21 protein-coding genes are annotated in these 20,790 nt (G+C 52.5%); 7 read left to right on the top strand and 14 right to left on the bottom strand.

Annotated elements, in window-relative coordinates:
• Nucleotides 1–30 precede the first annotated feature (30 nt).
• The gene (locus EGT51_RS01555) at nt 31–792 is read right to left on the bottom strand and encodes a helix-turn-helix transcriptional regulator (protein WP_135367033.1); all 762 of its coding nucleotides are present in this window, start codon (nt 790–792) and stop codon (nt 31–33) included.
• 544 nt (nt 793–1,336) lie between these two features.
• On the opposite strand from EGT51_RS01555, the gene EGT51_RS01560 reads away from it, so the two are divergent.
• Entirely contained in the window at nt 1,337–3,481 is a 2,145-nt protein-coding gene (locus EGT51_RS01560; RefSeq protein ID WP_135367034.1) for an amidase family protein, read from the top strand.
• Between the two features lie 898 nt (nt 3,482–4,379).
• Here the strand turns inward: EGT51_RS01560 and EGT51_RS01565 are convergent.
• The 4 genes from EGT51_RS01565 to EGT51_RS01580 all read right to left on the bottom strand — a co-directional run bounded on the left by EGT51_RS01565 (nt 4,380) and on the right by EGT51_RS01580 (nt 8,265).
• On the bottom strand, nt 4,380–4,580 hold the full coding sequence (locus EGT51_RS01565) for a hypothetical protein (RefSeq protein WP_135367035.1): 201 nt from the start codon (nt 4,578–4,580) through the stop codon (nt 4,380–4,382).
• 555 nt (nt 4,581–5,135) lie between these two features.
• Nucleotides 5,136–5,666, bottom strand: coding sequence for a plasmid pRiA4b ORF-3 family protein (locus EGT51_RS01570; RefSeq protein ID WP_135367036.1), 531 nt, complete (start codon nt 5,664–5,666; stop codon nt 5,136–5,138).
• 19 nt (nt 5,667–5,685) lie between these two features.
• On the bottom strand, nt 5,686–7,317 hold the full coding sequence (locus EGT51_RS01575) for an SWIM zinc finger family protein (protein ID WP_167850110.1): 1,632 nt from the start codon (nt 7,315–7,317) through the stop codon (nt 5,686–5,688).
• A gap of 81 nt (nt 7,318–7,398) precedes the next feature.
• The gene (locus EGT51_RS01580) at nt 7,399–8,265 is read right to left on the bottom strand and encodes a LysR family transcriptional regulator (RefSeq protein ID WP_135367038.1); all 867 of its coding nucleotides are present in this window, start codon (nt 8,263–8,265) and stop codon (nt 7,399–7,401) included.
• Nucleotides 8,266–8,418: 153 nt separating this feature from the next.
• Here EGT51_RS01580 and EGT51_RS01585 point away from each other — a divergent pair, with 153 nt between their 5' ends.
• The gene (locus EGT51_RS01585; RefSeq protein ID WP_135367039.1) at nt 8,419–9,240 is read left to right on the top strand and encodes an aldo/keto reductase; all 822 of its coding nucleotides are present in this window, start codon (nt 8,419–8,421) and stop codon (nt 9,238–9,240) included.
• An 18-nt stretch (nt 9,241–9,258) separates the two neighbouring features.
• Nucleotides 9,259–9,903: an NAD(P)-dependent oxidoreductase gene (locus EGT51_RS01590; protein WP_135367040.1), complete on the top strand. Its 645-nt coding sequence runs from the start codon at nt 9,259–9,261 to the stop codon at nt 9,901–9,903.
• A 211-nt stretch (nt 9,904–10,114) separates the two neighbouring features.
• On the opposite strand, the gene EGT51_RS01595 is transcribed toward EGT51_RS01590, so the two are convergent.
• From EGT51_RS01595 to EGT51_RS01620, 6 genes are all read right to left on the bottom strand, one after another.
• Nucleotides 10,115–10,438, bottom strand: coding sequence for an NAD(P)H-dependent oxidoreductase (locus EGT51_RS01595; RefSeq protein ID WP_225428662.1), 324 nt, complete (start codon nt 10,436–10,438; stop codon nt 10,115–10,117).
• A gap of 358 nt (nt 10,439–10,796) precedes the next feature.
• On the bottom strand, nt 10,797–11,564 hold the full coding sequence (locus tag EGT51_RS01600) for a hypothetical protein (protein ID WP_135367041.1): 768 nt from the start codon (nt 11,562–11,564) through the stop codon (nt 10,797–10,799).
• Nucleotides 11,564–12,652, bottom strand: a complete 1,089-nt coding sequence (locus tag EGT51_RS01605; protein WP_135367042.1) for a CAP domain-containing protein — start codon at nt 12,650–12,652, stop codon at nt 11,564–11,566. The genes EGT51_RS01600 and EGT51_RS01605 overlap by 1 nt, the downstream gene beginning before the upstream one ends.
• An 11-nt stretch (nt 12,653–12,663) precedes the next feature.
• Nucleotides 12,664–13,227 (bottom strand): hypothetical protein, encoded by a 564-nt coding sequence (locus EGT51_RS01610; RefSeq protein ID WP_135367043.1) that lies wholly within the window; start codon nt 13,225–13,227, stop codon nt 12,664–12,666.
• Nucleotides 13,228–13,245: 18 nt separating this feature from the next.
• The gene (locus tag EGT51_RS01615; protein WP_135367044.1) at nt 13,246–13,809 is read right to left on the bottom strand and encodes a hypothetical protein; all 564 of its coding nucleotides are present in this window, start codon (nt 13,807–13,809) and stop codon (nt 13,246–13,248) included.
• Between the two features lie 201 nt (nt 13,810–14,010).
• Nucleotides 14,011–14,973: a 2-hydroxyacid dehydrogenase family protein gene (locus EGT51_RS01620; RefSeq protein ID WP_135367045.1), complete on the bottom strand. Its 963-nt coding sequence runs from the start codon at nt 14,971–14,973 to the stop codon at nt 14,011–14,013.
• Nucleotides 14,974–15,072: 99 nt separating this feature from the next.
• Between EGT51_RS01620 and EGT51_RS01625 the strand changes: the two genes are divergently transcribed.
• The 3 genes from EGT51_RS01625 to EGT51_RS01635 all read left to right on the top strand — a co-directional run bounded on the left by EGT51_RS01625 (nt 15,073) and on the right by EGT51_RS01635 (nt 16,315).
• Nucleotides 15,073–15,474 (top strand): winged helix-turn-helix transcriptional regulator, encoded by a 402-nt coding sequence (locus EGT51_RS01625; RefSeq protein ID WP_135367046.1) that lies wholly within the window; start codon nt 15,073–15,075, stop codon nt 15,472–15,474.
• Nucleotides 15,475–15,713: 239 nt separating this feature from the next.
• A complete protein-coding gene (locus tag EGT51_RS01630) occupies nt 15,714–15,968 on the top strand; it encodes an AbrB/MazE/SpoVT family DNA-binding domain-containing protein (RefSeq protein ID WP_135367047.1) in 255 nt (84 codons plus the stop codon).
• Nucleotides 15,965–16,315 carry a type II toxin-antitoxin system PemK/MazF family toxin gene (locus tag EGT51_RS01635; protein WP_135367048.1) on the top strand — a complete coding sequence of 117 codons (351 nt, stop codon included), beginning with the start codon at nt 15,965–15,967 and terminating at the stop codon, nt 16,313–16,315. The genes EGT51_RS01630 and EGT51_RS01635 overlap by 4 nt, the downstream gene beginning before the upstream one ends.
• A 538-nt stretch (nt 16,316–16,853) precedes the next feature.
• On the opposite strand, the gene EGT51_RS01640 is transcribed toward EGT51_RS01635, so the two are convergent.
• Both EGT51_RS01640 and EGT51_RS01645 read right to left on the bottom strand, forming a co-directional pair.
• Nucleotides 16,854–17,627, bottom strand: a complete 774-nt coding sequence (locus tag EGT51_RS01640; RefSeq protein WP_135367049.1) for an ABC transporter permease — start codon at nt 17,625–17,627, stop codon at nt 16,854–16,856.
• 13 nt (nt 17,628–17,640) lie between these two features.
• Nucleotides 17,641–18,576, bottom strand: coding sequence for an ATP-binding cassette domain-containing protein (locus EGT51_RS01645; protein WP_135367050.1), 936 nt, complete (start codon nt 18,574–18,576; stop codon nt 17,641–17,643).
• Nucleotides 18,577–18,725: 149 nt separating this feature from the next.
• Here EGT51_RS01645 and EGT51_RS01650 point away from each other — a divergent pair, with 149 nt between their 5' ends.
• Complete coding sequence (locus tag EGT51_RS01650) at nt 18,726–19,244, top strand: MarR family winged helix-turn-helix transcriptional regulator (protein WP_167850112.1); 519 nt, start codon at nt 18,726–18,728, stop codon at nt 19,242–19,244.
• Nucleotides 19,245–19,326: 82 nt separating this feature from the next.
• Here EGT51_RS01650 and EGT51_RS01655 read toward each other — a convergent pair.
• A partial coding sequence (locus EGT51_RS01655; RefSeq protein ID WP_318531297.1) for an ATP-binding protein occupies nt 19,327–20,790 on the bottom strand: 1,464 nt, incomplete at its 5' end.

A 20,790-nucleotide genomic window follows, 5' to 3' on the forward strand; every position in this document is an offset into this window, starting at 1 on the left:
CGGCAACTGGGGTGCTATCGGCGAATAAAGTTAATCTACTTCACTGTTCTGTTGCCGATATTCCAGTGGGGTCATCCCGAGTTCACGTTTGAACCGTTTGGAAAAATCGGCCGCGTCGTAAAAATTCAGTTCTTGAGCAATCTGGCCGACCCGCATCGTGGTCAGCAACAGGATGCGTTGGGCCTCGCGGATCTTCTTGACGTTGATGTAATCACGGATCGACATGTGCATCTCCTCGTTAAAGCCCCGCTGCACGCCAATAGGATTGCAGCGCTGATTCACGTGAGTCAACACCTGCTTGACCGTCAGCTTTTCGCGCACGTGAGCGTTGATGTAGTAAATCACGTCCAGCGTGGACTCCAGGTGGTCGGCGTAGGCCAGGCCGTCCGTTTGGGCCAACTGGCCGAAGTCCTCGATGATGCGTTTCATCCAAGGAATGTACTTAGCCGTCGTCACCGGCAACGCCAGTAACTGCTGGTGATACTGGGTGCGTAGCTGGACAAATTTGAAAATTTTCACGTGATTTTGAATGCCCTCAAACGAGAGAATATCCACCAGCGCGTGGAGTTGCGCCACTTTCTGTTCCGGCGTCAACCGGTTCAACAGGTCCCGCGAACGCGCCAGGTTTTCCGTCGCAAATTTCAGGCCCTCGGCGATGCGGCCCGCACGGTAAAACCGGATGAAATCCCGCTCCACGTAGCCAATCAAAATCATCGCCTTGGTGAGTTGGTCCTGTTCCGTGTAGGACCGAATCGAGTCTAAATATTGCGTGTATTGTAAATCTGATGCCACAAGCAATTCCTCCCAAAAATAGTTAAGCGCAATGCTTGGAGGCAATCCTATCAAAAAATTTTCTGAAAATCTATGGAAATGCCTAGCCCTTAGCCAAGCCGGCCGATGTGAGGGATTAGCGCAACCGGTTGGCGCTCGGCGGTGCACAGACCCTGGTAAGCCACACGATTTCTCAAATGCCAGCGTCTCCTCTTGCTTTAAATTGCACCCCCGACCGTTTACTCGCCACGCCAAAAACTTTTTTCTCAGCTGAAAATGAGTGTCTCTTCTCGCGGTTTTCTGTTTTAGTCCTGTAGCGCCACGACAGCCAGAACCAAAATGCTCCAGGATTCATTGGTGACATCGGCGCTTGGCCATTTGCTATCCCTCCCAAGATGGACCACACAAAACTGACATGCCCAGTGAAAATCCCGCATCCCCACTGGCTAGCGTTCAGGTCCCAATCATTCGCGCAGCAAATTATTAGATGGAAGCCTTTTCATAAATACTCTAAACACGTAAAATGGGTGCTGTTGGAAAAATAATATGAAAGAAGTTGTTTTTATTGGTTAAGAACACCTCACGCCACGGTCAACGCTGGTTAACGTTGGCCCTGGTACTCATTTTGAGTCTGGGAACGCTGCTGCCGGTTACAGCCAGCGCCGCAGACAGTACTGTTACCGCCAATGCCCCGACAGCCGTCGCGCAACCAGCTGGTATCAGTGAACATGCTTACGAAACACAGAGTGCCCTGCAGCTGGCCCAAGCCGTCCGCAGCGGCCAGACGACCAGCACGCAATTGGTCAAGCAGGCCATCGCCAAGGTCAAGGCGGACAATCCGCGGTTAAATAGTGTCATCACGCTCCGCGAAGATGCCGCGCTCAAAGAAGCCGCGGATCTCCAGGACACCGGGCAGAAATTTCTCGGTGTGCCGATCCTGATCAAGGGTCTGGGCCATACGATAGCCGGCATGCCCAATACCAATGGGCTACTCGCTTCTCGTGACAACGTTACCAAATCTACTAGTCGTATCGTGAAAAATTTGCAGGCCCAAGGTTTCATCGTCATCGGCCAGACCAATTTTCCCGAAATGGGACTGCTGAACATCACGAACTCCAAGCTCTACGGTCCCGCCAGCAACCCCTGGAACCTGGCTGATAATCCCGGTGGCTCTTCCGGCGGCAGTACCGCCAGTGTTGCCGATGGGATGACGCCCGTAGCCAGCGGCAGCGACGCCGGTGGTTCCGTGCGGATTCCGGCTTCCTGGTCCGGCGTGATCGGTTTGAAACCCACCCAAGGTGCCATCAGCAGCGACAGTTCTGCTGACACTGCCACAACGGTCAATTTTGTGGAAACCAAGACCATGGCGGATACCGCGGCCCTATTTGCCGGGCTCAAGAACGCCACTTTTAAACTCAACGCCGTTCCCGCGCAGCTAAAAGACACACCGATCGCCTACTCCACCAAGTCCCCCGTCGGCACCCCGGTGAGTCAAGACGCCGTTGATGCGGTCCACCAGGCCGTTAATTTTCTCAAGGCACAGGGCTTTACTGTCAAAGAGGTCAACGCGCCCACTGATGGCGTCGCCTTGATGAAGGCCTACTACCTTCTGGACACCAGCGCCGGAAGTGTTGCCAACTATATCTCAGCACCAAAATTGGGCCACGCCATTACCACCAATGACGTCAGCACCCTGGATTGGGCCCTCTACCAAGCCAGCAAACGCGTAACCGCCGACCAAACAGCCGCGGCCCGCGACACGATTGCCCAGGCCAAGGATCAAATGGCCCGCTTCCATGAACAATACCCGCTGTATTTGACGCCGACGACCGCCACCACGGCACCGGCCAACAGTGATCCGAGCGTCTTACCGGCCTACGAGGCCAAACTGGCCAAGATTGACCAGTTGGCCACCAGCGAAGACCAGCTCCAATTGATTTACGATGCCTGGCTTCACGGCCTCAGCAAGTCGCCCTTTACCCAGCAAGCCAATCTGACTGGGGAACCCGCCATCAGCTTGCCGACCTACGTCTCGCCGCGCAACGGGATGCCCCTGGGGATTCAGTTCAATGCCGCGAAGGGTGGCGACGACCTGTTGCTCAAGATGGGCGACCTCTTCGAAAGTCACCATCTATTCAAATTGCTGCAGGACCGGCAAGCACCGACCACCGCAACGACCCCGACGACGCCAGCAACCCCGGAAGCCCCAAAAACACCGGCGACTAAACCGGCAACGTCGACTCCCAAGCCGGCCAAACCTCGTCAGACGAAGCCGACCGTTCGGCCAGTGACGAAAGCCACGCCGCGCAAGGTCCTGGTGACGAAAAAGGTCATTGTCTACCGTCATTTAACGGGAACCAAGGTTGCCAAGACTTACGCCAAACACCAGCGGTCCACTGCCCACGTCTTTAACGTGCTCGGCACGGTCCGCGCCCATGGCCACCTGTGGTATCGGGTGAGTGGCGGCTACATCAAAGCGGCCGCGGTCACACCCCTGTACTACCAACACCCGACCAGCAAGGTCAAGACGCTGCAAGGCATCTACGCCTATTCGGGCAAAACCCTCAAGCACGCGCAACGGCAACGCTATATCAAGCCGGGACGGGTGCTGAAAATTAAGCGGCTGGTGAAGACCGGCCACGTGACGCGTTATCAATTGCGTAATGGGGATTACATTACGGCCAATAAGCAATTTATCGTTTGGAAATAAGCGTTCCAGTACGGCTAAGCCATTGACGGTTTAGCCGTATTTTTTGTCTTCAGCTGAAGGTTGAAAGTGAAATTAAGCGCTGATTGCCGTAATGACGGTGTTCTGACATCTAAAATTGGTGAAACCAGGCACCTGCGTCAGCCAGGGTTCCACCTGCTCTGGGGAACACCTCCAGCCTGAGGAGCGGTCTTCCGGTTCGCTTGAGAGCCTGGCAAAACCCACCAGTCTCTCAAGTCGTCCCGCGCTGTAGGCTGAGACAAAACCTCAGCCAACACCGCCGACACAGCTGGCTCCACCCTGGCTGCCTCCGGCAAGGTTGACGTCTATCAGCAGCACTGCGTTAATGAAAGATCTGTCGTCAATGCAGCTACCATCTGGGATTAAGACACCTGTTACTGGCAAGCACAACCTTAGCCGAGAGTTCTCCAAATATGGGTTCAGCCGCTGGAAAGAGTGTGACGACAGACGGTTAACTGGCGAGCATTAACGGTGCTAGGCGGATAATCCCGGGTCTGGATTATTTGTCTAGCAGTGTTAAGCGGAACCAGTTGCCTGTCGGCGCACGTTTCGGCTATGTGGCAGATATAGACGTGTTTCTCGGCTCAAAGCGAGGCGTCGAGACCGCCTTTGGGCTCGGCCCATCCCCCAGCGTTCCAACCCATATTTGGCGAACGGTAGTCGGCCAGTTCCGACTATGAAGCTATCAATGAGCAAATTTAACGCCATGAGTCGCATGATAACAATAGTTCCAGCTGATTTTCATCTTTCAACCTTCAGTCTTCAGCCAAACAAAAAAGACCAATCCCATTAACCGGAATCAGTCGTTTTCAATACTAGGTCAATTGATTTACCTTCTCAGCGATTAACGTTACTCCGTCTCCCGCTTGTTCCCGCAATCTTACTGCATCCGATACTTGCCGCCCCGTTTTTGGATGTCCATTTGCACCCCACTGGGCTTAACGCTTTGGCACCACTTGCGGTAGTCGCGGTGCTTCTTGTGCAGCTCCCAGACTTGATAACAGAACTGTACGAGGCCATAGATCAAGAAAAATAAGCCCAACAGGGTCCCCAAATTTTCCAGCAGTACTTGCAATGTCATTGTGATCTCCCCCTATTCCTTATCACAACTCCGCTGACCAACACTCACACGCGTTCGTCTTTAAACTTTGCCGCCTGAAAAATCACGCTTAGAACTGATGTCCCCCTACGCATCCTCAGTCCCCCAAAATCTAAAGACGCAACGTTATCTCTTGGCCTAAATCTATCACGATATCGACGGTTCATGCAACGTATCAGGCTGAATTAACTATCCTGATTTACAATCCGTTAGCTCAACTAGAACTGTTTTGAGTCAGCTGGGGCCGCTACTTGAAACAAGACCGCGGACATGTACCGGTAATACTTGCCATCCACGGCGTATGAATAGGTACAACTAGCGGCGACCATCTGACCGGCCTGCACCGTAATTGTAACCTAATACAGCTCACTGCCTAATTTGATTTTCCTCGACCATACCAGAATTGCCGCCGTCGATTTAGAAATTAACCGTTTAATTCAGCTAGACCAAAGCGCCCCATCCAATCTGTCCTGAATGAGCCGCTTTGACTTTAAGTAATTTCTGTTTTAACCGTTTCGGCCCAACGCCAATTCCCCGTCAAAAATACCATTTCTCAGCATTCATCGCCTTCTCAGCCGTCTTCCAGTGGGCCAGCAGAAGATTCACTGCCTCCCGATTGTAACGATCACCCTGGCCGTCGACACCCTTTCCTCGCGCGTCTTCTAAGCGGTTAGCACCGGAACCCCGCACACAACTGGGCAGCTGCCGCCCCGCCAGTTGGGTCGCCGTCAAGAGGTGCTTTAAGGTGATCACGTGCTCCCAGCTATCGCCGAAGTCGTATTCGTAAATCACCGGCCCGACCGCGACATCAGTGTACAGGTGCCCCTGGGACGCGGGCATGTCCCCCGAGTCACCCCATTCATCGACCGATTGCACATACATTTGCTCGCGGTTTCCCTTGGACCAGAAGCCGTAGAGATGCTCATTTTCCCAGCCAAACGCCAGCTGTAACAGCACGTGTAGCTGGTCGTAACGAATGTCGATAGGGACCAACAACGTCCGCCACGTCGCCGGGCGAACATCCTTTAATTTAATCGTGATTTCCATCGCAATGGGTTTCTCTGACATGATAATTCCTCCTCGTTTTTTAAAAGTAAACGTTCAGCTCATCCATCATGGCCGAGCGCCGGTGGTAACGTTGCCGCCAGTCTCTGGCCACCTGATTGGCAGCCGGTCGGCCACCAGGCAACTTGACCAGGTCAGTCAACCAGGCGACCAACTGGTGGTACTGGGTGCGGGACTTGGCCGACTGGGCCGCCTGATACAGCTCTTGCACGTATTTTTCAACCAGCTGCGGGGCAAATTGCGGCAACAAGAACCGTTGATAGGCCTGCACCGCCTGTAATCCCGGTCGGGCCAGGACGCCCGCTAGTAAGTCGGGGGTCGACTGATCCACGGCCAACAAGGGCAGCCAATCCGTGCCTTGCGGCAATCCGGCCAACAGGTATTGACGCCGCTGCGGCCATTGTTCAGGCGCACACTGGCGCTTCAAGGCCTGGTAAAAGCCCGTATCTCCCAGGCTGTAGCTCAGGACCAATAGGGACCGTTGCAATTCCAACGTGACAGTCTGGGCCAACTGCCGGTACAGCTGGCGCAGTGGGTCGCTAAAGTCTGCCCTATCCCACGACGAGGCAGCCTGTTGGCCCAGAATCAATTGGCGCACGGCCGTTGCGTAATCCTGCTGGTCCAGCCGCAGCGCCACGTACGCCAACCGCGCCTGCTTGGTGCTGAGATAGCCCACACAGAACCGTTCGATCTTGGCCGGTGGCAGCTTGAGCTGTTGCATGGCCAATAAATGCAGCTTCACCCAGCGATTGCGCTGCCGCTGGCGTTCCCGCCGATCTTGAATCTGGGGCACGATAGTCAACTGATGGGCGGTCCAGTCGACTTTTTCCTGAAGAAAGTCCGGCTCTAGAAAGGTATCAAACATCACGGTCAGCGCATCCGTTGCGACTACTCCCAGCCGCAACACGTCCGCTAAGAACCAGTCGAACGCGGCTTTCTTCACCCGGTAGTCGGCTGATTTAAGCACCCGGCGCCAGGCGTGCACGCACGCATCGACCAGCCACATGGTCTCGTCTTCCAGACCGTCATCGAACACCAACTCGGCGATGCTCAAGGCCACTTGGTTAACTACCTCAACGGCCAGCTTCACCTGTTTTGCCGCCAACAATCGCCGCACCGTTTGCGCCAAGAAATCGCCAATAGCCGTGGTAAGTGCGTCCCCCTGGGGATAGTCGACGAAATAGGTGCCGCCCGTGTACTTTAGCATGACTTGGTCCAGCTGGTGTTGGTAGTCGCTCAGATCCGTGCCCGGCTTGTGGGGATCACGGCCCAGCTGCTGCGCAAACTGGGGCATTAATCCGGGATCGACCTGCATCATTTGGGCCAAGAAGTCGCGCACCTGCTGATCCGTCGCGCGCTTCAGGAGGGCAGCGACGGTCGTTTCGTCAGGAGTGTTGGCAGCCACGTCATCGGCCATGAACAAGACCGCGGCCATGTGCTTGCAGTAGCGATCCCCCGCGGCATACGGACAGGTACAACTGCCCGCCAGCAGCCGTTCGCCATCCACGTCGAGCGTGACTTGATAGCGTTTACTCCCTAACACTGTCGCCGTGATCTGCCCATCGCGGTGCCGAAAATTCGTCACCAGGTCCTGCTGATAATAGTCCCAGCCCCGCTTAATGATTTGTGGCTCAAATAACGTTTCCCAATCCACCGTCCCCATCCCCTCTCGTGTAGTTGTTTCTACTATACCAGCTCAACGCCGGAAACACACGACCTGCTGGCCCTACTTCACCTACCCCTTCTTCTCCCGCAAGAATTCCACAAAGGCCGTCGCCGCGCGCGAATGGACCTGTTGGGCGCGCCAGACCAAAGCGGAGCGGAGTTCTAGCTTGGGGACTAAGGGAATGAATTTCAAGTGGTCAAAGTGTTGATTCAATTTCAAGCACACCACGACGCCGTGGTTGTGCTGGGCCAGCATGGCCGCGTTGTACAACAGATTGTACTGAGCCAGGTTGCCCATTTCCGCCGCGTACTTGCCCGACCAATTTGTCAGCTCGTCGTGACCCAGCTTGTCCAAGACCGTGATGACCGGAGTGCCGACCAAATCGCCAGGGTGAATCGCCTCATAGTCGGCAAATTTAGACGTCTCGTGGGCCAAAATGCCCCAGGTCTCTTTGCTGGCCATCCGGACGAAATCATACCGGTCCATTGCGATAGGTTCGATCAACAGGCCGACGTCAATCACGCCGCGGTCGATGCCGGCCTTGATGTCATCGGTATTGCCGCTGTGCAGGGCGAACTTCACCTGGGGATGGCACTGCTGGAAGGTATCCATCAAGTCGGCCACCTCCGCCATGCTCTGCAGCTCGCTACAACCAATTGCCACTGTCCCCGTCAACACCTCGCTCGCCTGCAGGTCAGCCTGAGTCCGCGTCATCAAGTTGACCATGTCCTGGGCGCGTTGCCGAAATAACTGCCCGGCCGGCGTCAGCGTGAAGCTGTGGCCGCTGCGGTCAAATAACGCCACGCCCATTTCCTGTTCCACCCCCTTGAGTTGACGTGATAGCGTGGGTTGCGTCACGTGCAGTAGTGCCGCCGCGCGGGTGACGTTGCCCTCCTTGGCCGTCATTAAAAAGTAATTCAAGACGCGTAAATCCATGGTAACGCCCTCCAATTTCCTCATTTCCCTGATTCTAGCACAACTATTCAGTTTTTGTATCGTCAACATGTAAACTAAGTATTTTACGAATCGCCCAAACACGTGTAGGCTAGTGCCTAAAGTTGATTTGACGATGAAAGGAAGTTTTAATCCATGGAATACGTGACCTTCAATAACGGTGTCCAAATGCCCATCTTGGGCTACGGCACCTTTCAAACGCCACCGGCTGTCACCGCGCAAAATGTGACCAACGCCATCAATCTGGGCTACCGCAGTATTGATACTGCTCAGGTCTACGGCACGGAACCCGGCGTCGGCACGGCGATTGCCAACAGCGGGCTAGCTCGCGACCAATTTTTCGTCACCACCAAGACGCAAACGGACGGCTACGAAGCGACCGCTCACGGCCTGGATGAGTCGCTGCAACGCTTGGGCGGCGACTACTTCGACCTGGTGCTGATTCACTGGCCCACAACCCATCGCTTGGAGACCTATCGCGCCCTAGAAGACGCCTACCAAGCCGGCAAGGTCCGTGCCATCGGCCTCAGTAATTTCAACCCCAAGCAACTCGACGACCTCCTGGCCAACAGCCACGTCAAGCCGGTCATCGACCAAGTAGAGACCCACCTTTTCTGGCAACAGGCCAAGCTACGGCCCTACCTCGATGCCCACGACATCATTCACGAATCCTGGGCGCCACTGGGGGAAAACTTTGGGCCCGAAATGATGGCGTTACCGGCCGTGACGACCATCGCCCAAGCCCACGGCGTTACGCCTGCGCAGGTGCTGCTTCGCTGGTTGACCCAACAGGGCATCGTCACCATCCCCAAGTCCACCAACGTTGACCACCTCGCAACCAACCTGGCGTCACTAGACTTTGATTTGACGCCAGCCGAAATCGCCAGCCTCCGCCAATTTGACCGCCACCATTCCATCAAGGATTGGCCGCAGTCGATGCGTGAGGACCGTTACTAACTGAAAGGAAGTCATCTGATGAAAATTGCTGTTATTGGCGCCTTTGGTAAATCTGGTCAGGCCATTATCCATGAAGCCAAGCAACGCGGGCACACCGTGTTGGCCATCGCCCATCGCGACCATCCTGACATCACCCTGGGAGCAGATCACCTGTTGATCAAGGACCTCTTTGACCTGACGAAGGCCGACCTGGCCGACGTTGACGCCGTAATTGATGCCGTCAGTGCCTGGACACCGGCAACATTTGCCGTCCACACCACCGGGATTTCCCATCTCGCCTCATTGCTGGCGGGCACGGCGACCCGTTATCTCAAGGTCGGTGGGGCCGGCACGCTGTACATCAACGCCGAACACACCCAGATGCTAAAGAACCGCGCCGACTATCCGGCCGACTGGCTGCCCTTGGCCGACGTCTTAGTGGCCAGTCTCAACCGACTCCGGTCCTATTCCAACTTGGCGTGGACCTACGTGACTCCGGCCTTCAACTACGATGCGACCGGCGCGGCAACCGGCCACTACCACGTCGACGGCGAGGATTACCTGGCCACCGACGATGCCAACAGCTATATTAGCTACGCCGACTACGCGACCGGCATGATTGATTTGCTGGAAAGTGGCCGCTACGTGCGCCAACGGATCACGTTGGTGGGCGGCGAACGGTAATTTTATAGACATTAAAGGCTGACCAGCCGGGAGAAATTCCGCGCCTGGTCAGCCTTTTAGTTACTTTTCCAATGAAACAATCGTCGTCAATGTGGCTACTATCTAGGGTTAAGCCGACTGTTACTGGTAAGCACTACTTTACGAGAGTTCGCCAAATACAGGACAACGCCCCTCCTGTTGGCCAGTTTCAGACTCAGATGATGACTTGTCGTTAATCTTGCCCAGTCAAAACCCGCTGCGGTAGCGTCGCCAAAAACCGTTCCCGCACGTCATCGGTGGTAGTGTTGGCCTCTCCCAAGTGAATCCAGTTCGTGTGCTGCGGGTCAATGCCGATGTCAGCGAAGACGCGGTTGATCAGGTTGCCCTGAATGGGGTCGCCGGCCTGGGTCCGCAGGTAATCTTTCGTCACCGTGGCCGTTGTGATGACCGTGGCCTTTTGGATATTGGTCAATAAGCCGCGCCACGCGGGAGCCTCCTCGTAGGCGAACCCCTTGAGCATGACCTTGTCGAAGAATCCCTTGAGTTCAGCGGGCAACTGGGGGGAACAGCAACAAGCCAAAGAAAGTGAGCCAAAAGATAATTAGCCGATGAGCCTTAGAGTCGATAGCCGCAGACTTTCAGACTTGGTTGGTCGGGCTAGTCGGTTTAAGCCGCGGTTGTCTTTGTCCGTCTTGGCTAATTTAAAAGACTAAGCAAAAGCGCTTGAGGTAGTTTGCACACCAAGCGCTCTTATAATACGAATTCAATTTATGCCGGCAGCACTTCAATCGTGGCTCCGGTCGGTTCGGTCGAAATCATCCGGGCCAATGAGGCGTCTCCCGCATACTTCTGTTGATAAGCTTGCGTAATCTGGGCCAACAGGCAGTCGGTTCCGCTTCATTTTGGAAAAATAATTAGTCGGGCAACAGGATAAACCACACCGTTCCGTGGTTGTCAAACCAGTAAATGCCAATCTTAGTGGTCGTCGCCCGTAAGACCGTTTGGGTATAGTCCGGTTGGTTGTGACCCGTAATCATGTAAAAATCAATCGTCGCTTGGCTTAACCGTTGACTGTTCTTCAGGTCGGCCTTACTGCTGGTGCTCCCAATTTCCATCACATTACTATCGGTGGGTAATCCCAATTTAGCAGTCTCCTGATCATAAGCTTTCCAGTTAACTTTGGTTTCAGCATTTTTCCCGATTGTTAGCCAACTGGCGTGTGCTTTCAACATATTGACGCGCGTCGAGTCCAGACGCAATGGTGCAATCCCCTTGGCGGCCCGGTAAATATTGGCTTGTTTCACGAAGCGCTTCGCCATGGCCGCATTCATTGTGGCCACGGCAGGCGTTGCTTTACCGGACTTGAGGTATCCCCGCCAAAGCCAGCCTTTGACCTTACTCGTGTTGATGTAGTAGTAAACTTTCTTCTTACCATTTTGCTTGATGGTCGCATGCTTGGTCACGTACAGCGTCAAGTGCTGGTAGGATTGGGCTTTGCCCCGCACCTTGTTCAGCTTCTTTGACGTATAGATAGTACCCTTCGTGGCATGATAGGCGGCCCGCTTCACCTTCGTGACCTTGACCGTCTTCGTCGCGGCTTGGGCGGGAAGTGCCGGGAGGACGCCTAATCCCAGAATGCCCACGCTCGCCAGAGTCAATAAATGCTTGGCAAATCTTTTCATCAGTAGAACCCTCCATTAACTTTTAAATCAAATAGTCGGGTTGTGTACGACATGTCTGCTTGATCTTCAACGCCAGAAATGTTAATCACGTAGGCGTGGTTGACTTTTAGTTGACTCTTCTTGGGTAAGAAATAAACTGTGGTCCCAAAAAAGCCATAACCTCCTTGACTGGCATTGACGTGCGTTACTTTCACCGTCTTCTTGGCAGTCTTATCATAGACCCGCACTTGGGGGGTTGAATGACTATCACCCGTGTCTTCGTCAGGCCAAGAGACCGACCATGGTGCTCCCTGACTAACTAGTGCATACGGCATCAGACCTGCTCGTGGAAAGGCGGTCTTCTTAACAGGTGTTGTTGCGTCATAGCTATTATCAGCAAAAACTCTTAAATCGTTGTAACCACCTGCCTGACCGACACCAACGCGATCGATGCCTCCCAGGAGCCACAACCGATGACCAGGTTCTAAGCCACTAAGATCACCATCATCACTGAGATATCCCGTCACAATATCATAAGGTGCGGTCATCCCCTGAGAAAGATTACTCTGATTGGTTGCGTCGGCTCCTTTTTGCCAATTAGCTTTAGAAACAAAGCTAGGCCGTTTAATGCCAACCAAACCGTGGGACAGGCCCTTATCCGCAGCGGCCAACGTGGCTGCACCATACTGAGCTGAAGTGTTCCAGTCACTATCAGCATGAACCTTGCTCAGGCCAAACATGGTCCGGTAGAAATTGATCCAGTTGACGGTCCGGTTGATGTAGCTGGCACTCAGTTTACCGGGACGAAAGGGCTTCTTCAGCCGCGGCTTTTGCGCGTACATCCCCTTGGTCGTCACGCCAATCCGTTTGGCTTGCTTGCGGTAACGCAAGACCTGGGACCACTGCTTAGCCGTGTAGTATTTCTTTTCTTTGGCAGTCCTCTTGGCCTTTTTAGTCTTAGCTTTTTTAGTCTTTTTGGCTTTTTGCTTCTTGGCTTTGGTCTTCTTCGCCGCTTGAACCGTCGTCTGTGGTGTCACGGTCTCAACAACCCCACCACCGACCAGAACGGTCAACGCGCTGACGGCCAATAGCCGCGTGAGTTTTTTCACGAAATTCCCTCCTAATCCGGATAGTCTTCGATCAAACCGGTTGGGTTAAACGCCTTAGCCTGAGCTTTGGTCTTGTAGTAGTGTTGCAGATGGAGTTCGCCGTTGCTAGCATCCCACACGCGATCAATGAATAGTGATTTAATTTTTTTACCCCGGTAATGCCGCGTCACAATCTTATAGCCCTCTGTTCCTGGATCATTGATCTTAATGCCTTTGGAATAGTATTCCCAGGGATGATCCATCAACCAGCCCTTACTCATAAATAGAACCGTATCCCCCTGATATTTCTTCACATTTTTAGTTTTCTTGTTCAGCGGTGTTACCTTAACTGGGCTATACCCTGTACGCCACTTCTTGCCACTGAAGTTCCGAAACGAAGTCTGCTTGGCCTTGATCGTGTAGCGGTTGTAGTGGCCCTTCTGGTAGTAATACCAGGTTCCCTGAAATTTCTTGGGGAAACTGGCCATGGTCGTCTTGGTGCTGGCTTGCGCATCCGTCGTTGGCGTCGTCACGGCTAAAGCCGCGCCCAAGCTAACGGTCGCCAGTAATGCGCCCATCATATTTGTGAATTTCATTGATTTCGTCCTCCTTGCTTATTTGTGCATTGCGCCAACTGGATTGAAGTGCTTAGCCTGCGCCTTGGTTTGGTAGAAGTGATCTGTGGAGCTGGTGTTAAACGCTTCATAAGCCTTCATATATAGCACTTTTACTGACTTACCTTTGTAACTTTTGTGAATTACCTTGTAAGTTCCACCGCCATCTGTGACCAATAGACCACCCGGCACTATTCTGGTATAGCCATTCTTAGCCGCAAACGCACTGACACGATTGCGACTCTTACGAGTAAAGTCGGCAGTTTCGGCATAGCTTGAAAGACTCTTCACCTTAACGTATTTCAATGTCCGCTTAGTCGTAAAGATGTTACCACGAGCAAAGTAGTTCCGCAAAACCAACTTCTTCGTCGTAAACTTCATGCTCTTGTAGTAATACCCATTGTTCTCCTCATAGTGGTACCAAGTCCCCCGCATGTTTTTGGGGAAGGTCGCCAAACTACTCTTCGCCTTGGCCTGAGCCGTGGTCGGGGCGTTCAGTGTCGTGCCACCGATGCCGATTGTGGTCGCCACTAAGAGGGCGCCTAAAAGATGATTCACTCGCATAATCTGTTCCTCCTCATTACATTCTGTTAGTGGTCGTTCACGTCAGTTGCTTATGTATCCCACTAACTAAATTTCATTATAGCGATTGGGGGTGTCACAACTTGTCATTTCAAATGATTCATTACAAAAAAAGTCCATCTAACTGATAATCACCAGTCGATGGACTTCCGCATTGTCTTTAATTTGCTAAAATCAAGTCCGCTAAGCGTTGACCACGAACTTTGGTGCTTGACCTTGGTCCAGCAAGACCACGTTGTGCGCGACGATGTTGGCCATGGCGTCCCGGGCTTCGACGGTGGCGTTACCAATGTGTGGCACCAAAATCACGTTGTCTAAGGCCTTGAAGCCGTCGTCAACTTCAGGTTCGTTTTCGTAAACGTCCAAAGCAGCTCCGGCCAATTTACCAGCCTTCAACGCTGCCAGCAGAGCCGTCTCGTCGACGATTGGTCCCCGGCCGACGTTGATCAGGTAAGCCGTGTCCTTCATGTTGTCGAAGGCGGCCGCGTCAAACATGTGGTGCGTCTGCGGCGTGCCCGGTGCGTTGATACTGATGAAGTCACTGGTCTTGATCAGCTCTTCTAACGGCAGATAGTGGACGTTGAGCGCCTGGGCATCCGCGTCTGACAACGGATGTGGCCCGTAGTAAGCCACGGTCATCCCCATGGCCAGCGCGCGTTTGGCAACTTCCTTACCGATACTGCCCAGGCCTACGACCCCGAGCTGCTTGCCCGCAATCTCGTGGCCCAAGAAGAACAGTGGGGCCCAACCGGCAAAGCCCTTGGTCCGCATCAGCTTGTCACCTTCAACCATCCGGTGGCTCAACGCCAGCATCAGGCCCATGGTCACTTCCGTCACGGAATTCGTGGAGACTGCTGGCGTGTTGGTGACCTGAATACCCTTGGATTTGGCGTAGTCGGTATCAATGTTGTTGAAGCCGGCCCCAAAGTTGGCGATCAACTTGAGCTTGGGTGCCGCGTCGATAATCTCGCGGTCGACCTGGGTGGACAGCGTGGTGATCAGGTAATCGGCACTGGCCGCCTGGCGCAACAACTCGGCATGTGAAATCAAGCCCTCACCCGTATAGCTGGCGAACTCTAGATTGTTTTGCTGCAATTCATCAAGTGCAACTTGCGGAAACTGGGCGGTTAAATAGACTTTTTTCATAATTTGCCTCCTAAAGCTTTGATACTCTTAGTATAATGGAAACGGATACATTCTCAATAACGCACTTTTTAGTTACCCATTCTACAAGGAGGAAATCACATGACTGATTCAGTTCGCAAACTCGTCCAACAACGGCTCCGTGACGGCGATTACACCTGTCGCAAGGAGTTCACCCTGGCCATGTTCAATGGCAAATGGAAAGTCAATATCATTTATCACCTGGGCCACGAAGGCAGCTACTACTTTCACGAACTCCAGGCGCTGTTGCCCCACGCCTCGCACAAGGAGTTGGCTAAAAAGCTCAAGGAGCTCCAAGAAGACAGCCTGATCGACCGCGAGATCGAAGACAATGGCCCGCGGGTCAAGGTCGCCTATTCCCTGACGCCGCTAGGACGCTCGCTACTGCCCATCATCGACGCCATGTACGACTGGGGCGACCAGCGCCTGCGCGAGCTGAATGTCCACGATGTCCAGTTTGGGTTGGGGCAGGTGAAACAGTAAGCAAAACCGGTCAAGCGCTCGAGTGGGTGGCTGACCGGTTTTTTTTTTATTTTCTTACTGGATAGCAAACGCAACCACATCCCCCAATTTCCGTTTTAATCCCTAGTTTTCGCGCCCGCCTGACCAGGATATTTGTCAATCGACGCGGGTTTTAGTTTTCTCTCACGCTCGGGTTAAATTTGTCGATAAATGGATTTTAACATGGTAATCTGAGTAAGAAAAAGTAAGGAGATGGTCATATGAAGAACGTCGTTAACGTTAAGGCCAAATTATCTTCAAAAAATCAGCTAACCATTCCCAAGGCTGTTCGGGACTCATTAGGCCTAACCAATCAGGACAAAGTTATTTTCCAACTCAGCGACGGTACTGTTACCCTTAAAAAGGACACTGATTTTTGGCATGAAGTCAATCAGCAGGCACAAGTTTATGGCAATCTCGATACCAATGAATTAGCTTGGGGGAATGACCAGGGAGACGAGGTTATTCCTGAATGACTTATAATCCCGGCGAAATCTACTATGTTGATTTCGACCCAGCTAAAGGGACCGTGAAAAGAAAAAAGCGCCCGTGTGTTGTGGTCAGCAATGCCCACTACAATCACTATTTCAATACGATCATCGTGGTTCCTATCAGCTCAAGCAAGAAGTTTTTAGAAGAAACTCGGTTCATCAAGTCCCCACTCTTTATTCAGCTGGCCAACCACCAGGACGTGCAAGGAACCATATTGACACAGCATCTCCGTTCTATTGATCCCAGGCAACGGATAACTTCTGCGCCCATTGCCCAGTTGACGACCTCTGAATTGGCTGATGTCCAACAGGCCTTGCTGAACTTCTTTTAAAGAAATGACCAGCGCCTGCGCGAGCTGAACGTCCACGATATCCAGTTTGGGTTGGGACAAGTTAAACAGTAAGCAAAACCACGCGTGGGCTAAACAGCGCTCAGCCGGGCAGTCGGGGCGTTTGTGAACCCCACCTGCCGAAGCTGTGAGCCGCGCCAATCAACGCCAAACGCGCCTGGGACAAACCTTCCAGACGCGTTTTCTTTTGCCTTTAAAAAACGTGTGCCAACAGGCGGTTAACTGGCGAGCATTAACGGTGCTAGGCGGATAATCCCGGGTCTGGATTATTTGTCTAGCAGTGTTAAGCGCAACCAGTTGCCTGTTGGCGCACGTTTCGGCTATGTGGCGGATATAGACGTGTTTTTCAGCGCAAAGCGAGGCGACGAGACTGTTCTTTGGCTCGACTCGTCCCAGCGCGCCAACCCGTATTTAACGAACGGTAGGCGGCCGGGTTGCCTTGTGAGGCTGAAGACGACTACTTTTGATGCCATAAATTGCCTGATAACACTTGTTCTAGCCGATTTTCGTCTTCCAACCTTCAGTTACGGTCATAAGCCCACACCGTCAATGGCGCAAAGACCAGCACGATGATCACGCCGGCGACCAACACCAACAGGGATTCGTGCGTCCAGCCACCCGTGGCTAAGATCTGGCGAATCGCGGTGATCACGTAGGTCACGGGATTCAGGTCCGCCAACACCCGCAATGGTTTGGTCAGCGATTTGAGCGGCACGAAGGCGTTGGACACGAATGACAGGACCAGCATGGTGATCAACGAAAAGCTCTGGACGGTCGTGGCCTGCTTGGCTAACAGCCCCAATAAGGCAAAGACCCAGGACAGCGCCCAGCCAGTAAAGATCGCCAGTAGGCCGCAAACCAGGACCCAGCCGAACCCCGCGGCGGGCCGCCAGCCCATCAAGAAGCCGGTGGTCAGTGAGGTGATGGCCGCAATCACCAGCCGCAGACTGTCGGCGAACAGCTGGCCGGCTAACGGCGCAATATGAGCCATTGGCAGCGATTTGAACCGGTCAAAGATGCCGGAGTCCAGGTCTTCGCGGAGCTGGGACCCCGACCCGGACGCCGCCGACAACATCGTTTGTGCCAAGATACCGGGGACAATCGTCGGCAAATACGCCTGCACGTTGCCGGCAATCGCGCCACCGAACAGGTAGCCGAACATCACCATGAATAAGACGGGCTGGATGATGACATCCATGAACCGGTCCGGATTGTGCACCGTCTTCAATAAATTGCGATAAGCCATCGTGGCCGTGTTCATGACCACGTTACCACTGTGTGTTTGGACATCCATATTTTCAAGCCTCCTAATTCTGCCCCACGGTCAACGCCATGAAAGCGTCGTCCAGTGAGGGTTCCGTGACGGACAACCGACTGACAGCCACTTGGGCGCGTTTCAGCGTTTCTAAAACCGGCGTCAGCTGCGTAAGTTGGGACAAGGTGACGCTGAGTTGTTGACCGCTCTGCCGAACTTTGCCGGCGACGGTTTGGGCTAAAATACGTAACGCCGCTTTGACCTGACTGGCCTGGTTCACGGTAAACGTTAGAACCGTGCCGCCGACCTGTTGCTTAAGTTCGGCCGGCGTGCCCAGCTTGACCAATTTGCCATGGTCAATGACCGCCAACCGGTCGGCCAATTGATCGGCTTCCTCCAGATATTGCGTGGTCAACACGATGGTCGACCCCTGGGCCACCAACCCCCGAATGGTGGTCCACATCTGCGTGCGCGTCCGCGGATCCAAGCCAGTCGTAGGTTCATCCAGAAAGATCAATGCCGGACGCGTGATCAGACTGACGGCCAAATCCAAGCGTCGCCGCATCCCGCCGGAAAAGTGTTTCAAGGCCTTATCTGCGGACTGTTCCAACGAAAACTCGGCCAACAATTCCGCCGTGCGCGCCTTGGCATCCGCCCGAGACAACCCGTTCAACCGCGCAAAGATCATCAGGTTCTCCCGTGCCGAGATGTCCTCGTCGACCGAGGCGTATTGCCCGGTCAATCCAAATAATGACCGCGCCCAGCGCCCCTCTGTCGCGGTGTCGTGGCCAAAAATCTTGACCTGCCCGGCATCCGGCTTGAGTAACGTGGTAATCATCCGCAACGTCGTGGTCTTGCCGGCACCATTGGGCCCCAACAGACCGAACACCTCACCGCGGTGAACGTTAAATGACAGGTCAGCGACCGCTAAATTATCCCCAAAGCGTTTCGATAGGTGCCGCACTTCAATTGCATTTTCTTCAGACATGTTCATTCCCTCTTAGCTGGTTTATTAATCAGGTCCCCCTGACTAAAAATATCATAAGGCCCCCTGATTAATTTGTCAACCATCTTGCCACAAGTTTCGCTGGTCACGGCGGCGATGTCAGGTATAATGGCTGTATGGAGGGCGATAGCATGCCTAATTTAACGAAAAAAAGAAACGCGGCCGGCAAGCTCATCGAGTACGGCATGGTCCAGCACATGGCCGATGACCTCGCTCACCGCCGCCACGCCAACAAGGGCGACCAGCAATCGCCATTTCAGGGCCAGGGAAAGATTCTGCTGGCCCTGTCGCAAACGGACGGCCTCTCCCAAAAGGAGCTGGCCAACCGTCTGAACATGACGGCCCAATCCACGGCCGAGTTCGTCAATAAGCTGGTCAAGAAAAACCTGGTCTCTAAGGAGAAATCCACGGTCGACCGGCGCAAGACCATCATCCGCTTGACCGACCACGGTCGCCGAACCGCCAGCAAGGAATCCGCCAAGATTCCCGCCTATTTAGACGACCTGACGGATACTGAATTGGACCAGCTGATTGCGATTTTAACCAAGATCAACAACAGCCTGTACGACGAGATTCACACGGAAAATCCCAACTGGTTTGAGAATTTCCAGCGGTCGGTGGCCGATCACTTGCGGGATTGGTTTTTGTAGGATAGTCATGTCAGCATCCCCACCGATAGCGGGCATTAAAAAGCGGTTAATCCCTAAGTTTGCTTGGGATTAACCGCTATATTTATTTGATTAATTTATAGTACTGATTAGGAGACGTCGGTGCTGAAGCAATTCTTTCTAAAATTCCCATCTCGGTCAAATGTTTCAGCGCTTTTCTCACCGAAGTTGCACTGTAATTTTCCACCTGTTTTAACACATCTTTCGTTTTGATGTTTCCTTGTTCATATGCCATTCCGATTGCAGCTTGCTCAATAAAGTTCAAGGAATCCCAATCTGATCCAATCCTAGACTCCAGATCATTATTTTTTCTAAATGACCTCATTACAATATTATTCTTCAAAGTTAAGTTAACACTATTTGCATCAACATCATACACTGGTTCATCAAGAAAAAACTCACTCATATCTTTATAGATTCTATCGACACCTTCGCCAAATTCTCTTACCCATCCAAAATCAGTAAGGGCCCGTGCAATATATGGATTACGAGAATAATGAGTATGTCTTATATTCGCAGTTGTCACGACAGCCGGAAGTGAGCCTGGACTATGAATCTCCAACCTATCATCAAACATCACTATCCGAATATCATCCCCCGTATAGTTATAGCTCCGATGCGTTACAGCATTAACAATTCCTTCTAACCAGGCTCCTTTAGGATACTCTGGAACGTTAGTGAATTTCCCAGTTTTTAAGTCTAGACTCGAAAAAGTTCTTAATTGTGACTCTACTTCTTTGCTTGCTCTATCAATCACTTTTGGAAGTGGGCCCTCAATCAATACCTGTTTAACCACATTCATATCCGTTCCTAGTTTAGCTTCACGACCCTCGTATCGGATAAAGCGAATACGAGCACCAGGAATAAACGCCGTAGGGGTCTTTGCTAGTAGCAGTACACCTGCAACAGATAGTTGATATGAAAAACTGCCATTACTATCACGAACCCTTTTTGCCAATCCCTTAGGAAATAACAAATCCCAAATATTATCACCAGTAAAACCATACAGTTCTTTATATTGATTCAAAGTATCAGAGTCTAAATCTTCAAGAAATGCATCAGAGACAGCCTGACTCTCAAAGACTCTGATTCCCTTATCGTATTCAAGATTTTTTCTTTCTTCAAACGTCACCTTGTGTGTTTCATCACCGATTCTTAAGTAAACTTCATCCCTTGAATTTGTATATATCTTCCCATCTGCGGGATTAACGGAAAGCAACCAGATCTCATCGTTCTTACCTTTTTGATTGACGATTTTTTTCTTATCAATTGCCACATCAATTGATGGAATAATTCTTTGCGTGCCTATTTGCTCAATGTCATTTTTCTTCTGTTCTGAAAGTAAACTGATTCCTTCATACTCTCTATTCTTAATGCCTAACGCTACTGTTCCTCCGTCGGCATTTGCAAAAGCAATCAAAATATCGGCAAGACGCCCAATATCGTATCTAGCACTCTTTCTATCAAACGTTTTCCCCTCTGGAATCATTAATAAATCAGACACACTATATCGAAGTTTACCCAACGT

Origin of the sequence: Levilactobacillus suantsaiihabitans, assembly GCF_004745505.1 — a bacterium.
Taxonomy (GTDB): Bacteria; Bacillota; Bacilli; order Lactobacillales; family Lactobacillaceae; genus Levilactobacillus; species Levilactobacillus suantsaiihabitans.

Bases quoted from the DNA above. Each gene is read 5' to 3' on its own strand.
- EGT51_RS01565 (WP_135367035.1), bottom strand. From the start codon at position 4,580: ATGACATTGCAAGTACTGCTGGAAAATTTGGGGACCCTGTTGGGCTTA.
- EGT51_RS01570 (WP_135367036.1), bottom strand. From the start codon at position 5,666: ATGTCAGAGAAACCCATTGCGATGGAAATCACGATTAAATTAAAGGAT.
- EGT51_RS01580 (WP_135367038.1), bottom strand. From the start codon at position 8,265: ATGGATTTACGCGTCTTGAATTACTTTTTAATGACGGCCAAGGAGGGC.
- EGT51_RS01585 (WP_135367039.1), top strand. From the start codon at position 8,419: ATGGAATACGTGACCTTCAATAACGGTGTCCAAATGCCCATCTTGGGC.
- EGT51_RS01590 (WP_135367040.1), top strand. From the start codon at position 9,259: ATGAAAATTGCTGTTATTGGCGCCTTTGGTAAATCTGGTCAGGCCATT.
- EGT51_RS01600 (WP_135367041.1), bottom strand. From the start codon at position 11,564: ATGAAAAGATTTGCCAAGCATTTATTGACTCTGGCGAGCGTGGGCATT.
- EGT51_RS01610 (WP_135367043.1), bottom strand. From the start codon at position 13,227: ATGAAATTCACAAATATGATGGGCGCATTACTGGCGACCGTTAGCTTG.
- EGT51_RS01615 (WP_135367044.1), bottom strand. From the start codon at position 13,809: ATGCGAGTGAATCATCTTTTAGGCGCCCTCTTAGTGGCGACCACAATC.
- EGT51_RS01620 (WP_135367045.1), bottom strand. From the start codon at position 14,973: ATGAAAAAAGTCTATTTAACCGCCCAGTTTCCGCAAGTTGCACTTGAT.
- EGT51_RS01625 (WP_135367046.1), top strand. From the start codon at position 15,073: ATGACTGATTCAGTTCGCAAACTCGTCCAACAACGGCTCCGTGACGGC.
- EGT51_RS01630 (WP_135367047.1), top strand. From the start codon at position 15,714: ATGAAGAACGTCGTTAACGTTAAGGCCAAATTATCTTCAAAAAATCAG.
- EGT51_RS01635 (WP_135367048.1), top strand. From the start codon at position 15,965: ATGACTTATAATCCCGGCGAAATCTACTATGTTGATTTCGACCCAGCT.
- EGT51_RS01640 (WP_135367049.1), bottom strand. From the start codon at position 17,627: ATGGATGTCCAAACACACAGTGGTAACGTGGTCATGAACACGGCCACG.
- EGT51_RS01645 (WP_135367050.1), bottom strand. From the start codon at position 18,576: ATGTCTGAAGAAAATGCAATTGAAGTGCGGCACCTATCGAAACGCTTT.
- EGT51_RS01650 (WP_167850112.1), top strand. From the start codon at position 18,726: ATGCCTAATTTAACGAAAAAAAGAAACGCGGCCGGCAAGCTCATCGAG.